The organism is Pseudomonas sp. BNK-45 (assembly GCF_047456255.1).
Lineage (GTDB): Bacteria > Pseudomonadota > Gammaproteobacteria > Pseudomonadales > Pseudomonadaceae > Aquipseudomonas.
On record NZ_CP179909.1, the window covers coordinates 1,770,058 to 1,785,941 of the forward strand.

The window sequence follows — 15,884 nt, forward strand, 5'->3', positions numbered from 1 at the left end:
CCCTATCCCTGAAAAATAATCGGAAAAAACCTTACTGAGTTTTCCGGCCTGGCACGTCTAGCTAATTGAGATGCATTCGCATAAACAAAAATAGCCAGCGCAGGAATCAGGGACATGAGGGTAGGCCGTCGCACTGGAATTCACGCCGCAAGTCGGTTGGCCCTGGCCATCCACTTGGGCGTAGCAGGACTGTTGGCGGGAAGCGGCCTGCTGCACGCGGCGGAGCCTGTCGGAGCTGCCCGGCAGAGTACCCAGCAGCCACGCGAGCTGGATTTCGATATTCCCGCCCAAGCCCTGGGCAGTGCCGTGCTGCTGTTTGCCGAGCAGGCCGGGGTGCAAGTGCTGTTCGACAGCCTGCGCCTGCATGGCTTGCACAGTTCGCCACTCAAGGGGCGCTACGGCGCTGAGGACGGGCTGGCCCGCCTGCTGGGCAATGCCCCGGTGGAGTACCGCTTTAGCGGTGAGCGCCAGGTGACCCTGAGCCGGGTGGAAGCCGCGCGTGATGGCGCCCTGGCCCTGGCCCCCACCACGGTTTCCGCTGATCTCGAAGGCCGCCAGAGCGACTGGGTATACAACGCGCCGCGCTCGGTGAGCATGGTCGGCCGCGAGCAACTGGATCGCAATCCACCGCGGCATGCCGCCGAGATGCTGGAGGAAACCTCCGGCGTGTACTCGGCCGTCAGCCAGCAGGACCCCGGCTTGTCGGTGAACATCCGCGGCCTGCAGGACTATGGCCGGGTCAATATGTCGGTGGACGGCATGCGCCAGAACTATCAGCAAAGCGGCCACCAGCAGCGCAACGGCACCCTCTATGTCGACCCCGAGCTGCTCTCCGAAGTGGTGGTGGAGAAGGGCGCGACCTCGACCATGGGCGGCGCCGGGGTGATCGGCGGAGTCGCCAACTTTCGCACCCTTGAGGCCCGCGACCTGCTCAAGCCCGGCCAGGAGCTTGGTGGCCGGATCCGCCTGACCACGGGCCTGGGCGGCCGCAGCAACGGCACTCACTTCATCGGCAGCTCCGCCTTCGCCATCGGCACCCAAGCCTGGGACATGCTGCTGGCCGCCAGTGAGCGGCACCTGGGCGACTACCGGCCGGGGACCCGTGGCGGCATCGGTGAATTGCGCACCGGCAGTTGGATGGACCCGTCGATCAATGACCGGGTGAAGCACTCCAAGGTGGCCTATTCCGCTTCGGTGATGCGCTCACGCCTGGCCAAACTGGGGCTCAACCTGCCCCAGGACCAGCGTCTGCAACTGAGCTACCTGAGCACCGAGGTGGCCTACGACGACGCCAACATGATGAACACCGAGAACCAGGAGCGGCTCTGGGAAAAGCTCGGCAGCAGCAAGGTGCATTCGCAGAACGTCGGCCTCGACTACAGCTACACCCCGGACAACCCGCTGATCGATTTCAAGGCCAAGCTCTACTACGTCGACAACAGTAACGACCAGAGCACCCTGACCCGCCGCAGCAGCCCGGGCTATTCGATCACCTACCAGACCGACACCTACGGCGCGCAGGCGCAGAACACCTCGACCTTTGCCCTGGGCGAGTTGTCCACGCTCAAGGCCAACTACGGCCTGGAGTTCTTCTATGACAAGGTCCGCCCCGACTCCAGCCAGCCGGTGCCCAAGGGTTCGGCGGTCAACGCCTCGCCGGCGGCGAGCATGACCCCCGAGGGCGACCGGGCCTTGGGCAGCCTGTTCACGCGGCTGGATTTCGACTACGACGGCTGGCTGAACCTCAATGCCGGGCTGCGCTACGACCGCTACCGCCTGCGGGGCGAGACCGGGATCAACACCCGCACCTTTGTCATCGGCAAGACGCCGCAGCAGGTCTCGGTGCCCGTGGCCTACGACATCGACAACCAGGAAGGACGCTTCTCGCCGACCTTCGGCCTTTCGGTCAAGCCCGGGGTCGAGTGGCTGCAACTGTTCGCCAGCTATGGCAAGGGCTGGCGGCCCCCGGCGGTGACCGAAACCATGATCAGCGGCCGGCCCCACGGCGGCGGCTCGGAGAGCACCTTCCCCAACCCGTTTCTCAAGCCGGAGCGCTCCACCACCTGGGAAGCGGGGGTCAACGTCTTCAAGGAAAACCTCTGGTTCAACGATGACCGCCTGGGAATCAAGGTGGCCTACTTCGATACCCGGGTCGACGACTTCATCTATATGGCCATGGGCGTGCAGCCCCCCGGCTACGGTTCGCCCGGCATCGGCAACAGCGCTTACGTCAACGACCTCAGCAGTACCCGCTTCAAGGGCGTGGAATACCAGCTGGACTATGACACCGGCCGCGCCTACGGCCAGCTGAACTACACCCACATGATCGGCGACAACGATTTCTGCACGAAAGTCGCCTGGCTGGGAGGCGTGACCCAGCCGGTGAAGAGCGGCACCGGGCGTGGCGCGATCGTCACCGGCATGCGCCCCGATGAGGCCGCCAACCAGGCCAGCCGCTGCAATGCCGCGATCCTCGGCTCGGCCGAACACATGCCCATGGACCGCGGCACCCTGACCCTGGGCGCGCGCTTTTTCGAACGCAAGCTGGATATCGGTGCCCGGGCCCGCTACAGCGCCGGCTACTCGATCGCCGGTTCCGCCACCGGCACCGTGAGCCAGACCGGCGTCTACCCGGCCGACTGGAAGCCCTACACCGTCTACGACCTGTATGGCAGCTACCGGGCCACTGAAGACTTGACCCTGCGCCTGGCCATGGAAAACGTCACCGACCGCGCCTACCTGGTGCCCCTCGGCGATGTCCTGGCCTTCACCCTCGGCCGCGGCCGGACCCTGCAGGGCAGCGTGGAATATCAGTTCTGAGCGCTTTTGCCCGTTGCCGGGCAAAACCGCAGCAGGCATTGGCGTGCTGCGGCCATGACCCACCTATGTATTGGAGTTTTGCATGAGCATTTCGATCTCTTACAGCGCTACCTACGGCGGTAATACTGTTGCGCAATACCTGACTGACTGGTCGGCCTACTTCGGTGACGTCAACCACCGCCCAGGCGAAGTGGTCGATGGCACCAACACCGGCGGCTTCAACCCGGGCCCGTTCGACGGCACCCAGTACGCGATCAAGAGCACCGCCAGCGACGCCGCCTTCGTCGCCGACGGCAACCTGCACTACACCCTGTTCAGCAACCCGAGCCATACCCTGTGGGGCTCGGTGGACACCATCTCCCTGGGCGACACCCTCGCCGGTGGTGCGGGCAGCAACTACCACCTGGTCAGCCAGGAAGTCAGCTTCAGCAACCTGGGCCTCGACAGCCTCAAGGAAGAAGGGCGTGCAGGCGAAGTGCACAAGGTGGTCTACGGCCTGATGAGCGGTGACAGCTCGGCCCTGGCCGGCGAGATCGATGCCCTGCTCAAGGCCATCGACCCCAGCCTGTCGCTGAACTCGACCTTTGACGACCTGGCCGCGGCCGGCGTTGCCCACGCCACCCCGGCTGCCGCAGTCGCGACCGATATCAGCCTGGTGGGCGTACCGGGCATGGCCCTGGACTGGGCCCTGGCCGCCTGAGTGTCGGCTTGATACACCGCCGTCGCCCGCGTTTTACACAGCCAGGGGGCGGCGGTGGTCAATGCTGGGGCGCGTCAGGCCTGGCCTTGTAGGCGCTGGCTTGCCAGCGAAAGCACCCGCCAGCACGGCGCATGTCCCAGTGGGCCCATCGCCGGCAAGCCGGCTCCTGTGCAGGGGGCGGGCGGCAGAATGCAAACAGCCGTCGCGAGGACGGCTGTTGGTTGACGCAGGGCCGATCAGCGGCGGGTCAGCAAGACCCCGGATTCCATGTGGTGAGTCCAGGGGAACTGGTCGAACAGCGCGCAGCGGGTGATGCGGTGGCTGTCGTGCAGTTGGGCGATGTTGGCCGCCAGGGTCTCCGGGTTGCAGGAGATGTACAGGATGTTGTCGAAACGCCGGGTCAGTTCGCAGGTGTCCGGGTCCATGCCGGCCCGGGGCGGGTCGACGAACACGCTGCCGAATTCGTAGCTCTTCAGATCCACGCCTTGCAGGCGGCGGAACGGACGCACCTCGTTCAGGGCTTCGGTCAGCTCTTCGGCGGACAGACGCACCAGGGTGACGTTATCCACCGCGTTTTCGCTGAGGTTGCTCAGCGCGGCGTTGACCGAGGTCTTGCTGATCTCGGTGGCCAGCACCTTGCGCACCCGGGTGGCCAGGGGCAGGGTGAAGTTGCCGTTGCCGCAGTACAGCTCCAGCAGGTCGTCCTGGCGTTCGCCCAGGGCTTCATAGGCCCAGTTGAGCATCTTCTGGTTCACCGTGCCGTTGGGCTGGGTGAAGGCGCCCTCGGGCTGGCGGTAGCTGAAGGTACGCCCGCCGACGTCGAGCTTTTCCACCACGTAGTCCTGGCCGATGACTTCGCGCTTGCCCTTGGAGCGGCCGATCACGCTGACGTTGAGGTCGGCGGCCAATTGGCTCGCCGCCTTGTGCCAGTGCTCGTCCAGCGGGCGGTGGTAGCACAGGGTGATCATCGCGTCGCCCGCCAGGGTGGTGAGGAACTCCACCTGGAACAGCTTGTGGCTCAGGGGCGCGCTGGCTTGCCAGGCGGCCTTGAGCCGGGGCATCAACTGGTTGATGCGCTGGCTGGCGATGGGGAATTCCTCGATGAGGATCGGCGTGCGCTTGTCGTCCTGGGAGAACATCGCGTAGTGCCGCTCACCGGCTTCGCGCCACAGGCGGAATTCGGCACGCAGGCGGAAGTTCTGCAAGGGCGAGTCGAAGACCTGGGGCTCGGGCGCATCGAAAGGCGCCAGCAGGTCACGCAGGCGCGCGACCTTGTCGTTCAACTGGCTGTTGTAGCTTGCGGCGTCAAAAGTCATGCGGGGTAACCGAGCTTGATCACGAACAGGATCGACAGAATCACCAGGGGCGCGTTCAGCTCACGGGCGCGGCCCGACAGCAGTTTGATCACGGTCCAGGCGATAAAGCCGAAGGCAATGCCGTTGGCGATGGAGTAAGTGAAAGGCATGGCCAGGGCGGTGACCACCACGGGAGCGGCAACGGTGATGTCGTCCCAGTCGATTTCCGCCAGGCCCGAGGTCATCAGCACGGCGACGAACAGCAGGGCCGGCGCGGTGGCGAAGGCGGGCACGCTGGCCGCCAGTGGCGAGAAGAACAGCGCCAGCAGGAACATGATCGCCACCACGATGGCGGTCAGGCCGGTGCGGCCGCCGGCGCTCACGCCTGCGGCGGATTCGATGTAGCTGGTGGTGGTCGAGGTGCCCAGCAGGGAACCGGCCATGGCCGCGGTGCTGTCGGCGATCAGCGCCCGGCCCATTTTCGGCATGTGGCCGTCCTTGCCCATCAGGCCGGCGCGCTTGGCCACGCCGATCAGGGTGCCGGAGTTGTCGAACAGATCGACGAACAGGAAGGCGAAGATCACGCTGATCAGGCCGATGTCCAGGGCGCCCTTGATGTCCAGCTGCAGGAAGGTCGGGGCCAGGGACGGTGGCATCGAGGTCACGCCGCCGAACGGGGTGACGCCCATGAGAATGGAGACGAGGGTTACCGCGAGGATGCCGATCAGCACGGCGCCGCGCACTTTCAGGGCTTCCAGGGCCACGATCAGGGCAAAGCCCAGGGCCGCGAGGATCGGGGCCGGTTTGCTCAGGTCGCCCAGGCCCACCAGGGTCGACTTGTTGCCGATCACGATCTCGGCGTTATGCAGGGCGATCAGCGCCAGGAACAGGCCGATACCGGCGGCAATCGCCGAGCGCAGGGGCAGGGGGATGCTGTTGATGATCCATTCGCGGATCTTGAAGATCGACAGTATGAAAAACAGCACCGCCGAAATGAACACCGCACCCAGCGCCACTTGCCAGGTGTGGCCCATGTGCAGGACCACGGTGTAGGTGAAGAAGGCGTTCAGGCCCATGCCCGGTGCCAGGGCGATCGGGTAGTTGGCGATCAGGCCCATGACGGTGGAGCCGATGGCCGCCGCCAGGCAGGTGGCGACGAAAATCGCGCCCTTGTCCATGCCCGTTTCGCCGAGGATGCTCGGGTTGACGAAAAGGATGTAGGCCATGGCCAGGAAGGTGGTGACGCCCGCAAGAATCTCGGTGCGCACGTTGGTGTTGTGTGCCTTGAGTTGAAACAGCCTTTCCAGCATGTCTGCTCCCCGTGGCGCCGCCGGGCGCCGTGAATGTATCGACTCCAACAGCAAAGCACAGACTTTATAAGGTGCCTGCGGATTTGCCCTGGGTCGGAAAAAGCCGCGCATCATACCAGCAGCGTGGGCCAATGGCTGCGATCGTCGGCGATGTTTTGCCCCGCTGGCAAGTAGCGCATACTGCGCCCTGCTTTCAAGGGAGGATTTATGCGCAGCACAGTGAAAATGATCGCGTTGGCGTTGGTGGGAGCAGCGGCCTGCTGGCTGACGACTCCGGCCGTGGCTCGCTCGGCGCCACCCTTGAGCCGGGTGGAGATTCTCAAGGTGCTGTCACCTTCCTGCGGCCTGGAGGACGTTTCCGACGGCCGTGAACGGACCCAGTGCGATCACAGCGGCCCGAACATCAAGGTCTATGTGCTGGAGATCGGCTACGGCCGCGAGCCCCATGTGACCCTGGACGGTTTTGAAGTCGACGGCACCCGTTCGGCCGTGTGCGAGGACGGTTCCAGCTATGTGCCTTGCGGCAACTCCGGGATCACCGTCGGCTACATCTATGTGTTCGACCTGGCGGGCAAGCAGGAAGGCACCTTCAGTTTCCGCAACACCTCGATCAACGCGCCGGGCAATACCCTCGGCGCGCAGATCTACATCAGGTAGCGGCGAACGGTTCGGGGCAAAGCTGACTAAGCTCTGAAGACGTTCCTTGTGGAGTCATCCCCATGACCTTCAGAGCCTTGGTCACCCTTGCCGAAGGCATCGATGATCTGCAAAGCGTGACCCTGATCGATGTCCTGCGCCGTGCCGAACTCGAAGTGCTGGCGGCCAGCGTCGAAAACCGGCGCATGCTCACCTGCGCCCGGGGCACCCGGCTGACCGCCGACGCCATGCTGGTGGATGTACTGGCCCAGCGCTTCGATCTGATCGTATTGCCTGGCGGCGCGGTGGGCGCCCAGCACCTGGCGAGCCACCAACCGCTGATGCAACTGGTCAAGGACCAGGCAGCAGCGGGGCGCCTGTTCGCCGGCATCGCCGAAGCGCCGGCCCTGGCCTTGCAGGCCTATGGCGTGCTGCGCCAGCGGCGCATGACCTGCCTGCCCAGTGCCAGCCATCAGCTGCTGGGCTGCAGCTTTGTCGACCAGCCGGTGGTGGTGGATGGCAACTGCATCACCGCCCAGGGTTCCGGCGCCGCCCTGGCGTTTGCCCTGGCCCTGGTGGAGGCGTTGTGCGGTCGCGCCAAGCGCGCCCAGGTGGCAGCAGAGTTGCTGGTATAGGGCTCAGCCGACATGGGCCGCGATAGGCTCGATCACCGGTTGCAACTCCTGCTCGGTGTGCCAGATGTCGTAATCGGCCTGCACCGCCAGCCAGGCCTTGGCCTTGCCGATTCCGGCACGTTCCAGGCGGACCGCCAGTTCCGCGCGGATCGGCGCATGGCCGTTCAACACCTTGGACAGATGCGGGCGGGCATAGCCGATATGCCGGGCCAGCTCCGTCACGCTGATGCCCAGCTCAGGCAGGACATCCAGGCGCAGGGTGTCACCGGGGTGGGGTGGGTTGTGAATGGGCATGATCCTGCCTCCTGTTCAGTGGTAGTCCAGATAATCGACCAGTTCGATATCCGAACCTACGAAACGAAAGATCACTCGCCAGTTGCCGGACACCACCAGGGACCAATAGCCGTGCAGGTCGCCCCTGAGTGGGTGCAGCCGCCAGCCCGGCAGGTTGAGGTCTGCCGGTTCGCTGGCGTGATCCATGAACGACAGCTGGCGGGCCAGCCGGCGTGCATGCTCAGCCCGTATTCCACGAGTCGATCCGGTTTCATAGAAGGCGCGCAGGCCTTTGTGCTGAAAGGACTTGATCATGGGGAGCGAGTGTAAGGCGATACCTTACACTCTTCGTAGCGGTTTTGTATTGCAGAGAATGATCAACACGCTGTTACGAGGTGGTTGCGTGCATTGATTGTTGTTGGAGAGGGCCGCCTACAGCGGCCTGACGGTGGGGCTCGAAAGCGGGTAACAAAGGTTAACAGGCCGCTCATTGCACCGTTCGCTCCAGCACTTCTATAGTTCGCGCCGTCGCTGCCAATTCAGTGAACGGGTTTGGTCACCCGAAATTAGAAGGCGCTTTGCATTCAAGTTCGGCGGGCGCTGGGTTGTTATTCAGCCCAGTGCATTCATGACCAAAAAGGATTTCTCGATGAATATTTCAATTGATACTCCTCGCTACCTCCCGCTCAAATCCAGCGCTGGCCTTCCAGGTGTTCTCTTCATCAACGCCAATGCGTCCCCTGAGGCGCTTCACGAGGCGGCCGAGCATCGTATGCGTACCGCTGCCAACCTGCTGGAAACCCTGTGCTGCCTGAACTTCAGCCACGGCGATGTGAAGGACATCCCGCACATCATCGAAGTGCTCTATGTACTGACCCAGGATGGTTGCGACCTGCTGGAGGCGGCGAAATGGCGTGTAGCCGCTGAGGCTCAGCCCGGTCATTGATAACTGAATCTGGCCGCGCCCGTCCGGCGCGGCTTCAGGCCTTGGCCTCTTCCACTCGCTCGATCATCCGATCGCGCTTGGCCAGAGTCGGGAACAGCTTGATCCAGACCCCGGTCACGACCAGCGTGCCGACCCCGCCCAGGACCACCGCCGGCACGGTGCCGAACCAGTGGGCGGTCAGCCCGGATTCAAATTCCCCCAGCTGGTTCGAAGCGCCGATGAACAGGCCGTTCACCGCGCTGACCCGGCCGCGCATGTCGTCCGGGGTTTCCAGCTGCACGAAGGACGCGCGGATCACCATGCTGATCATGTCCGCCGCCCCCAGCACCACCAGCACCGCCAGGGAAAACCAGAACGAGGTCGAGAGGCCGAAGGCGATGGTGGCCACGCCGAATACCCCGACCGCGGTGAACATCACCCGCCCGACCTTGCGCTCGACGCTAAAGCGCGCCAGCCACAGCGACATCAGCAAGGCGCCCACCGCCGGCGCCGAGCGCAGCAGCCCGAGGCCCCAGGGGCCGGTGAGCAGGATGTCCTTGGCGAACACCGGCAAGAGTGCGGTGGCACCGCCCAGCAGGACCGCGAACAGGTCCAGGGAGATGGCGCCGAGAATGTCCGGGCGGCTGCGGATGAAGCGGATGCCCGCCAGCAGCGAGTCGAGGGTGGCCTTGCCCTTGTTCAGCGGCGTTTGCCGCGCCGGCAGGTTGAGCATCAGCAGGCAGGCGATCAGGTACAGGACCACGGTGGGGCCGTAGACCCAGACGCTGCCGAAGGCATACAGCAACCCGCCCAGGGCCGGGGCGACGATGGTCGCCGACTGTTGCGCCGATTGCGCGGCGGCCACCGCCCGGGGAAACAGCGCCGCGGGCACGATGCTCGGCAGCAGGGCCTGGGTGGTGGGCATCTCGAAGGAGCGGGCGCCGCCGAGGAGGAAGGCCAGGATGAAGATCATTTCCCGGGTGACGCTGTCGGTCAGGCTGCCGACGGCCAGGGCCAGGGCGATCAAGGCTTGCAGCGACTGGCAGATCGCCGCTACCCGGCGCCGGTCGTAGCGATCGGCCACATGCCCGGTGTGCAGCATGAACAGCACGCGCGGGGCGAACTCCACCAGTCCCACCAGGCCCAGGTCGAGCACGTTGCCGGTCAGTTGGTAGAGGTTCCAGCCGATGGCCACGGTGAGCATCTGGAAACCGCTGGCGGTGAAGATCCGGGCCAGCCAGAAAGCGATGAACGGGCGATGGTGACGGAGCAACAGAGGCGTTTGGCTGGGCATCGGGCGGTCAATCTGAGCGGGGAGTGCGACGAGGTTATCACCAAGATGTAACCAATAGTTGCGGTGCGCGGGAAAATCGTTAGCTGCGCATCTATCTTCTTTTTTGCTCCCATGCCGGGTCGCCAACCCTTGTAGCCGCTGCCGCAGGCTGCGAACGGCTCCGGAGGAGACGCCAGGATCTTGAATACGCCGCAGGTTCGACGGGCAATCGCCAGGCAAGGCCCTGCGTACCGAACGCGGCCCGGCCTTTCGCCGCGTCGCAGGCTCAGCAGCGGCTACAGGCGTTTTGCGTGGGAAAACGCCGGGAAAACCCCGAACTTGAGAGGGTGAGGCAAGCTGTCACGCGGCAAATAACCACAGAGTTGTGTGCCGAAAATAGGACTACTCTTTTAACGTTGCTTGACCCAGATCAAAACCTTTTCCAGTGGTTTGATGTGGCGGCCCAAGGGCCAGAATCCCTACGTTGCGATGGTTTAAAAAAGAACGAATCCGAATTCGCCGAACTCCATATCCGTGGGGGCAGTAGGCGCTGGCCCTTGGCCCGCAGCCGGTATTACCTGATAGAGGAAAGCTTATGTTCGGTTTAGAGGCGCTTGATCTCGCCCGAATTCAATTCGCGTTCACCATCTCGTTCCACATCCTGTTCCCGGCGATCACCATCGGCCTGGCGAGTTACCTGGCGGTACTCGAGGGCCTGTGGCTGAAAACCCGCGACGACACCTACCGTGATCTCTACCACTTCTGGTCGAAGATCTTCGCCGTCAACTTCGGCATGGGTGTGGTTTCCGGCCTGGTGATGGCTTACCAGTTCGGCACCAACTGGAGCCGTTTCTCGGACTTTGCCGGGTCGGTCACCGGCCCCTTGCTCACCTATGAAGTGCTCACGGCCTTCTTCCTGGAAGCCGGTTTCCTCGGTGTGATGCTGTTCGGCTGGAACAAGGTCGGGCGCAAGCTGCACTTCTTCTCCACGGTGATGGTGGCCATCGGTACCCTGATCTCGACCTTCTGGATCCTCTCGTCCAACAGCTGGATGCAGACCCCGCAAGGCTATGAAATCGTCAACGGCCAGGTGATCCCGGTGGACTGGCTGGCGGTGATCTTCAACCCGTCATTCCCCTATCGCCTGGCGCATATGGCGGTCGCCGCGTTCGTTGCCACGGCGTTCTTCGTCGGTTCGTCCGCAGCCTGGCACTTGCTGCGGGGCCGCGACAACCCGGCCATTCGTCGCATGCTGTCGATGGCGATGTGGATGGCCCTGATCGTGGCGCCGGTGCAGGCGGTGATTGGCGACTTCCACGGCCTCAACACCCTCAAGCATCAGCCGGCGAAAATTGCCGCGATCGAAGGCCATTGGGAAAACGTCGGCAACGAGCCGACCCCGCTGATCCTCTTCGGCTGGCCGGACATGAAGGCCGAGAAGACCCGTTTCGCGGTGGAAATCCCCTACCTGGGCAGCCTGATCCTCACCCACTCGCTGGACAAGCAGGTGCCGGCGCTCAAGGAGTTCCCGCCCGAGGACCGGCCCAACTCGACCATCGTCTTCTGGTCGTTCCGGATCATGGTCGGCCTGGGCATGCTGATGATCTTCACCGGACTGTGGAGCCTCTGGCTGCGTAAGCGCGACACCCTCTACACCTCGCGCCCGTTCCTGTACCTGGCGTTGTGGATGGGCCCATCCGGGCTGATTGCGATCCTCGCGGGCTGGTTCACCACCGAGATCGGCCGTCAGCCGTGGGTGGTCTATGGCCTGATGCGCACGGCGGATGCCTCGTCCGGGCACAGCTTTGTGCAGATGAGCATCACCCTGGCGCTGTTCGTGGTGGTGTACTTCTCGCTGTTCGGCGTGGGTATCGGCTACATGATGCGCCTGGTGCGCAAAGGTCCGGTCACCAACGAAGGTGCCGAAACCAGCCACGGTGGTCCCGGGCAGAAACGTACCCCGGCCCGTCCGCTGTCCGCAGCCGACGATGACCACGACGCCGACCACGGCACCCGCCTGAACAAGGGGAACTGAGTCATGGGTATTGATCTTCCGCTGTTATGGGCCGTGATTATCATCTTCGGCATCATGATGTACGTGGTCATGGACGGCTTCGACCTGGGGATTGGGATTCTCTTCCCGTTCGTCAAGGACGAGCGCGACCGTGACGTGATGATGAACACCGTCGCCCCGGTCTGGGACGGCAACGAAACCTGGCTGGTGCTGGGGGGCGCGGCCTTGTTCGGCGCCTTCCCGCTGGCCTACTCGGTGGTGCTTTCGGCACTCTACCTGCCGCTGATCCTGATGCTGGTGGGGTTGATCTTCCGCGGCGTGGCCTTCGAGTTCCGCTTCAAGGCCAAGGACGACAAGCGCCATATCTGGGACAAGGCCTTCATCGGCGGTTCGCTGGCGGCAACTTTCTTCCAGGGTGTGGCCCTGGGGGCGTTCATCGATGGCCTGCCGGTGGTCAACCGGCAGTTCGCCGGCGGCTCGCTGGACTGGCTGACGCCCTTCACCCTGTTCTGCGGCCTGGCGCTGGTGGTGGCCTATGCCTTGCTCGGCTGCACCTGGCTGATCATGAAGACCGAAGGCAAGCTGCAGCAGCAGATGCATGACATTGCTCGGCCCCTGGCCTATGTGGTGCTGGCGGTGATTGGCATCGTCAGTATCTGGACGCCGCTGGCCCACGCCGAGATCGCCGCGCGCTGGTTCACCCTGCCGAACCTGTTCTGGTTCCTGCCGGTGCCGATCCTGGTGCTGGTGACCATGTACGGCCTGCTGCGCGCCGTGGCCCGCAATGCCCACTACACGCCGTTCCTGCTGACCCTGGTGCTGATCTTCCTCGGCTACAGCGGCCTGGGCATCAGCCTGTGGCCGAACATCGTGCCGCCGTCGATCTCCATCTGGGACGCCGCCGCGCCGCCGCAGAGCCAGGGCTTCATGCTGGTGGGGACCTTGTTCATCATCCCGTTCATCCTGGGCTACACCTTCTGGAGCTACTACGTGTTCCGCGGCAAGGTCACCCACGAAGACGGTTACCACTAGGCAGGAGCCGGCTGCTGGCGCTTTCGCTGGCAAGCCGGGCCCTACGGGAATTCGGGTTAGGCAGGAGTTGCAATCATGAGCGGTAAACACTCTTTGCAGGAAATCGAACAGGCGGAAAAGAAACCGCTGTGGCAGCGCCTGGGCTGGCTGGCGATGATCTGGGGTGGCAGCGTACTGGCCCTGTTCGTGGTGGCCAGCCTGATGCGCCTGTTCATGAATGCTGCGGGCCTGACCACCCACTGATCATCCCATCCCGTTGCCTTGCGGCACGGTTTCAACCCTCCGCCAGCGGAGGGTTTTTTTTGCCTGTTACTTGCGCGCCTTGAGGATCACGAACTTGGGCGTCGCCGCCACTTGTTCGACGCCGCGGAACAGCCGCGCCAGCTTGCTGTGATAGCCCAGATGGCGGTTGCCGACGATATACAGCGCGCCGCCCACCACCAGGGCCTCCCGGGCCTGCTGGAACATGCGCCAGGCGAGGAAGTCGCCCACCACCTGCTGCTGGTGGAACGGCGGGTTGCACAGCACCACGTCCAGGGACTGCGGCGCCTGCCCGGCCAGGCCATCGCCGGCACGCATCTCGGCTTCGCGGTCACCGAGCAGCGCCTGCCAGTTCTCCCGGGCCGACTGCACGGCCATGAAGGACTCGTCCACCAGGGTGTAGTGGGCCTGGGGGTTGTCCAGGGCGCTGGCGATGGCCAGCACGCCGTTGCCACAGCCCAGGTCCGCGACCCGGGCGCTGCCGAGGTTCTGCGGCAGGTGCGGGAGGAAGGCGCGGGTGCCGATGTCCAGGCCTTCGCGACAGAACACATTGGCGTGGTTGAGCAGCTCGATGGCCGGCTGCTCCAGGCGATAGCGGGTCGGGTAGGGCGACACCATCGCCGGCCTGGCTTCTGGCGTGGCGATCAGCAGGCGGGCCTTTTTCACCGCCAGGGAGGCCTGCACCGGGCCGATGTAGCGCTCCAGCAAGTCGCCGGCGGCGCGGGGCAGGTGCTTGATCATGGCCGCCGCCACGACCTGGGCGCCTGGGGCCAGTTGCCCTTGCAGGCGGATCAGTTGCTCTTCCAGCAGGGCCAGGGTCTTGGGCACGCGGATCAGCACCCGGTCGAAGGGGCCGTGCAACGGCTCGCTGGCCGGTATCACCCGCAGGGCGTCGAAGGGCAGGCCGTTGCGCGCCAGGTTCTTTTCCAGGGCCAGGGCGCCCAGGTACGAATCGCCACTGCTGCTGACCTGGACCTTGCCCAGCAGGCTTGCAGCCAGGGCGCCAAAGCTGTCATTGAGGATCAGCACCCGGCTGTCGCTGGTCGGTTGCTGCTCGGCCAGGTGGTTGAGCAGGTATTCGTCCGCCGCGTCGAAGGCTTGCAGCGGCTCGTTCTGCTGTTCGGGCTGGCGGATCAGGTCGAGCTGGGCGAAGGGGCTTGCAAGCAGGGGCATGGGGCGGACTCTAGGTAATCGGTGAATGTCCCGGCGGTGGGGGCTGTCGCGCGCACGGGAACCCTCGAACAGCGGCGGTGCGGGCCATTCGAAGCGGGGCTAAATGGTACGTTTTTTTGCCGGGGATTGCCCGCGCTCTATGCCACTACAAACCGCCGGTGTTTCTGTCCGGCGCTTTGCGGGACACTAGAGCATCGCTTTTGTGGAGCCCGTCATGACCGCCAGTGAAGAAAAGTACACGCGCCAGACCCTGCTGGAGGTCCAGCCGTTGACCTCCAGCCTGTTCACCCTGCGCACCACCCGGGACGCGGGTTTTCGCTTTCGTGCCGGGCAGTTCGCCCGTCTCGGGGTGACCAAGGCCGATGGCAGTACGGTGTGGCGCGCCTATTCCATGGTGTCGTCGCCGTTCGATGAGTTTCTCGAGTTCTTTTCCATCGTGGTGCCTGGCGGCGAGTTCACCAGCGAACTGAGTCGCCTGGCAGTGGGGGACAGCCTGCTGGTGGATCGCCAGGCCTTTGGCTACCTGACCCTGGACCGTTTTGTCGACGGTCGCGACCTATGGCTGCTATCCACCGGGACCGGGATTGCGCCGTTCCTGTCGATCCTGCAGGACTTCGAGGTGTGGGAGAAATTCGAGCGCATCATCCTGGTCTACAGCGTGCGCGAGGCCAAGGAGCTGGCCTATCAGCAGTTGCTCGCCGAGTTGCCCCAGCGTGAGTACCTGGCGGAAGTGGCCCACAAGCTGCAGTTCATCAGCACCGTGACCCGCGAGCAGCATCCGGGCAGCCTCAACGGGCGCATCACCCAACTGATCGAGAACGGCGAGCTGGAGCGTGCCGCCGGCGTGGCACTGACCCCCGAGCATTCGCGGGTGATGCTCTGCGGCAACCCGCAGATGATCGATGACACCCGTGCGCTGCTCAAGCAGCGGGGCATGAACCTGAGCCTGAGCCGGCGGCCGGGGCAGGTGGCGGTGGAAACCTACTGGTAAGCAAAACGGCGCCTTGAGGGCGCCGTTCCTTGTAGTGCTGAAGCCTGTTTCAGGGCTTGTTGTTCTGCGCCTTGAGCAGATCGCGGATCTCCCCCAGCAGTTCTTCTTCCTTGCTCGGTACCGGCGGCAGTGTCGGGGCCACGGCCTCTTCACGCTTCAGGCGGTTGATCACCTTGACGCCCATGAAGATGGCGAAGGCAATGATGATGAAGTCGATGATGCTCTGGATGAACTTGCCGTACGCCAACACCACCGCCGGCGTATCGCCCGCCGCGGCCTTGAGCGTGACTGCCAGATCCCCGAAGTTCACCCCACCGATCAGCAGGCCGATGGGGGGCATGACCACGTCGCCGACAAAGGACGAGACGATCTTGCCGAACGCAGCGCCAATGATGATACCCACGGCCATGTCGACCACATTGCCTTTGACCGCGAAGGCCTTGAACTCACTTAGCACGCCCATAGGTTATTCCTTGTTACAGATGAGGTTGGTTACGGCAGTGTAATTCAGCAAAAAGCATTTTGCCGACACAACTTTTAACAGCT

Annotated in this window: 16 protein-coding genes; 9 read left to right on the forward strand and 7 right to left on the reverse strand. The window is 64.1% G+C overall.

Features of this window, described 5'->3' with window-relative positions:
• Nucleotides 1-114 precede the first annotated feature (114 nt).
• Both ACMGG8_RS08180 and ACMGG8_RS08185 read left to right on the forward strand, forming a co-directional pair.
• Nucleotides 115-2,820 carry a TonB-dependent hemoglobin/transferrin/lactoferrin family receptor gene (locus tag ACMGG8_RS08180; protein ID WP_414159433.1) on the forward strand — a complete coding sequence of 902 codons (2,706 nt, stop codon included), beginning with the start codon at nt 115-117 and terminating at the stop codon, nt 2,818-2,820.
• Between the two features lie 82 nt (nt 2,821-2,902).
• A complete protein-coding gene (locus ACMGG8_RS08185) occupies nt 2,903-3,520 on the forward strand; it encodes a heme acquisition protein HasA (RefSeq protein ID WP_060841199.1) in 618 nt (205 codons plus the stop codon).
• A gap of 236 nt (nt 3,521-3,756) precedes the next feature.
• Here ACMGG8_RS08185 and trmA read toward each other — a convergent pair whose 3' ends face one another.
• Nucleotides 3,757-4,836 carry a tRNA (uridine(54)-C5)-methyltransferase TrmA gene (gene trmA, locus ACMGG8_RS08190; RefSeq protein WP_060841198.1) on the reverse strand — a complete coding sequence of 360 codons (1,080 nt, stop codon included), beginning with the start codon at nt 4,834-4,836 and terminating at the stop codon, nt 3,757-3,759.
• Nucleotides 4,833-6,125, reverse strand: a complete 1,293-nt coding sequence (locus ACMGG8_RS08195; protein WP_060841197.1) for an NCS2 family permease — start codon at nt 6,123-6,125, stop codon at nt 4,833-4,835. The genes trmA and ACMGG8_RS08195 overlap by 4 nt, the downstream gene beginning before the upstream one ends.
• A 207-nt stretch (nt 6,126-6,332) precedes the next feature.
• On the opposite strand from ACMGG8_RS08195, the gene ACMGG8_RS08200 reads away from it, so the two are divergent.
• Complete coding sequence (locus ACMGG8_RS08200) at nt 6,333-6,782, forward strand: DUF4879 domain-containing protein (RefSeq protein ID WP_060841196.1); 450 nt, start codon at nt 6,333-6,335, stop codon at nt 6,780-6,782.
• Between the two features lie 62 nt (nt 6,783-6,844).
• A complete protein-coding gene (locus tag ACMGG8_RS08205) occupies nt 6,845-7,396 on the forward strand; it encodes a DJ-1 family glyoxalase III (RefSeq protein ID WP_060841195.1) in 552 nt (183 codons plus the stop codon).
• 3 nt (nt 7,397-7,399) lie between these two features.
• On the opposite strand, the gene ACMGG8_RS08210 is transcribed toward ACMGG8_RS08205, so the two are convergent.
• Together ACMGG8_RS08210 and ACMGG8_RS08215 are read right to left on the reverse strand one after the other, a co-directional pair.
• Nucleotides 7,400-7,690, reverse strand: a complete 291-nt coding sequence (locus ACMGG8_RS08210; protein WP_414159434.1) for a HigA family addiction module antitoxin — start codon at nt 7,688-7,690, stop codon at nt 7,400-7,402.
• Nucleotides 7,691-7,705: 15 nt separating this feature from the next.
• Nucleotides 7,706-7,984, reverse strand: coding sequence for a type II toxin-antitoxin system RelE/ParE family toxin (locus ACMGG8_RS08215; protein ID WP_060841194.1), 279 nt, complete (start codon nt 7,982-7,984; stop codon nt 7,706-7,708).
• Nucleotides 7,985-8,318: 334 nt separating this feature from the next.
• On the opposite strand from ACMGG8_RS08215, the gene ACMGG8_RS08220 reads away from it, so the two are divergent.
• Nucleotides 8,319-8,615: a hypothetical protein gene (locus ACMGG8_RS08220; protein WP_060841193.1), complete on the forward strand. Its 297-nt coding sequence runs from the start codon at nt 8,319-8,321 to the stop codon at nt 8,613-8,615.
• Nucleotides 8,616-8,649: 34 nt separating this feature from the next.
• Here ACMGG8_RS08220 and ACMGG8_RS08225 read toward each other — a convergent pair whose 3' ends face one another.
• Nucleotides 8,650-9,888 carry an MFS transporter gene (locus ACMGG8_RS08225; RefSeq protein ID WP_108546200.1) on the reverse strand — a complete coding sequence of 413 codons (1,239 nt, stop codon included), beginning with the start codon at nt 9,886-9,888 and terminating at the stop codon, nt 8,650-8,652.
• A gap of 574 nt (nt 9,889-10,462) precedes the next feature.
• Between ACMGG8_RS08225 and ACMGG8_RS08230 the strand changes: the two genes are divergently transcribed.
• The 3 genes from ACMGG8_RS08230 to ACMGG8_RS08240 all read left to right on the forward strand — a co-directional run bounded on the left by ACMGG8_RS08230 (nt 10,463) and on the right by ACMGG8_RS08240 (nt 13,156).
• Nucleotides 10,463-11,902, forward strand: coding sequence for a cytochrome ubiquinol oxidase subunit I (locus ACMGG8_RS08230; RefSeq protein ID WP_011063588.1), 1,440 nt, complete (start codon nt 10,463-10,465; stop codon nt 11,900-11,902).
• Nucleotides 11,903-11,905: 3 nt separating this feature from the next.
• Nucleotides 11,906-12,913 carry a cytochrome d ubiquinol oxidase subunit II gene (gene cydB, locus ACMGG8_RS08235; protein ID WP_060841191.1) on the forward strand — a complete coding sequence of 336 codons (1,008 nt, stop codon included), beginning with the start codon at nt 11,906-11,908 and terminating at the stop codon, nt 12,911-12,913.
• A 75-nt stretch (nt 12,914-12,988) separates the two neighbouring features.
• Complete coding sequence (locus ACMGG8_RS08240; protein WP_082729298.1) at nt 12,989-13,156, forward strand: DUF2474 domain-containing protein; 168 nt, start codon at nt 12,989-12,991, stop codon at nt 13,154-13,156.
• A gap of 66 nt (nt 13,157-13,222) precedes the next feature.
• Here the strand turns inward: ACMGG8_RS08240 and ACMGG8_RS08245 are convergent, their stop codons facing one another.
• Entirely contained in the window at nt 13,223-14,347 is a 1,125-nt protein-coding gene (locus tag ACMGG8_RS08245; protein ID WP_414159435.1) for a methyltransferase, read from the reverse strand.
• Between the two features lie 214 nt (nt 14,348-14,561).
• On the opposite strand from ACMGG8_RS08245, the gene ACMGG8_RS08250 reads away from it, so the two are divergent.
• Nucleotides 14,562-15,338 carry a ferredoxin--NADP reductase gene (locus ACMGG8_RS08250; protein WP_060841190.1) on the forward strand — a complete coding sequence of 259 codons (777 nt, stop codon included), beginning with the start codon at nt 14,562-14,564 and terminating at the stop codon, nt 15,336-15,338.
• A 49-nt stretch (nt 15,339-15,387) separates the two neighbouring features.
• On the opposite strand, the gene mscL is transcribed toward ACMGG8_RS08250, so the two are convergent.
• Nucleotides 15,388-15,801 (reverse strand): large-conductance mechanosensitive channel protein MscL, encoded by a 414-nt coding sequence (gene mscL / locus ACMGG8_RS08255; protein WP_060841189.1) that lies wholly within the window; start codon nt 15,799-15,801, stop codon nt 15,388-15,390.
• Nucleotides 15,802-15,884: the final 83 nt, after the last annotated feature.

Excerpts from the sequence above, each read along its gene's own strand:
- ACMGG8_RS08180 (WP_414159433.1), top strand. The coding sequence starts at position 115 with ATGAGGGTAGGCCGTCGCACTGGAATTCACGCCGCAAGTCGGTTGGCC.
- ACMGG8_RS08185 (WP_060841199.1), top strand. The coding sequence starts at position 2,903 with ATGAGCATTTCGATCTCTTACAGCGCTACCTACGGCGGTAATACTGTT.
- trmA (WP_060841198.1), bottom strand. The coding sequence starts at position 4,836 with ATGACTTTTGACGCCGCAAGCTACAACAGCCAGTTGAACGACAAGGTC.
- ACMGG8_RS08195 (WP_060841197.1), bottom strand. The coding sequence starts at position 6,125 with ATGCTGGAAAGGCTGTTTCAACTCAAGGCACACAACACCAACGTGCGC.
- ACMGG8_RS08200 (WP_060841196.1), top strand. The coding sequence starts at position 6,333 with ATGCGCAGCACAGTGAAAATGATCGCGTTGGCGTTGGTGGGAGCAGCG.
- ACMGG8_RS08205 (WP_060841195.1), top strand. The coding sequence starts at position 6,845 with ATGACCTTCAGAGCCTTGGTCACCCTTGCCGAAGGCATCGATGATCTG.
- ACMGG8_RS08210 (WP_414159434.1), bottom strand. The coding sequence starts at position 7,690 with ATGCCCATTCACAACCCACCCCACCCCGGTGACACCCTGCGCCTGGAT.
- ACMGG8_RS08215 (WP_060841194.1), bottom strand. The coding sequence starts at position 7,984 with ATGATCAAGTCCTTTCAGCACAAAGGCCTGCGCGCCTTCTATGAAACC.
- ACMGG8_RS08220 (WP_060841193.1), top strand. The coding sequence starts at position 8,319 with ATGAATATTTCAATTGATACTCCTCGCTACCTCCCGCTCAAATCCAGC.
- ACMGG8_RS08225 (WP_108546200.1), bottom strand. The coding sequence starts at position 9,888 with ATGCCCAGCCAAACGCCTCTGTTGCTCCGTCACCATCGCCCGTTCATC.
- ACMGG8_RS08230 (WP_011063588.1), top strand. The coding sequence starts at position 10,463 with ATGTTCGGTTTAGAGGCGCTTGATCTCGCCCGAATTCAATTCGCGTTC.
- cydB (WP_060841191.1), top strand. The coding sequence starts at position 11,906 with ATGGGTATTGATCTTCCGCTGTTATGGGCCGTGATTATCATCTTCGGC.
- ACMGG8_RS08240 (WP_082729298.1), top strand. The coding sequence starts at position 12,989 with ATGAGCGGTAAACACTCTTTGCAGGAAATCGAACAGGCGGAAAAGAAA.
- ACMGG8_RS08245 (WP_414159435.1), bottom strand. The coding sequence starts at position 14,347 with ATGCCCCTGCTTGCAAGCCCCTTCGCCCAGCTCGACCTGATCCGCCAG.
- ACMGG8_RS08250 (WP_060841190.1), top strand. The coding sequence starts at position 14,562 with ATGACCGCCAGTGAAGAAAAGTACACGCGCCAGACCCTGCTGGAGGTC.
- mscL (WP_060841189.1), bottom strand. The coding sequence starts at position 15,801 with ATGGGCGTGCTAAGTGAGTTCAAGGCCTTCGCGGTCAAAGGCAATGTG.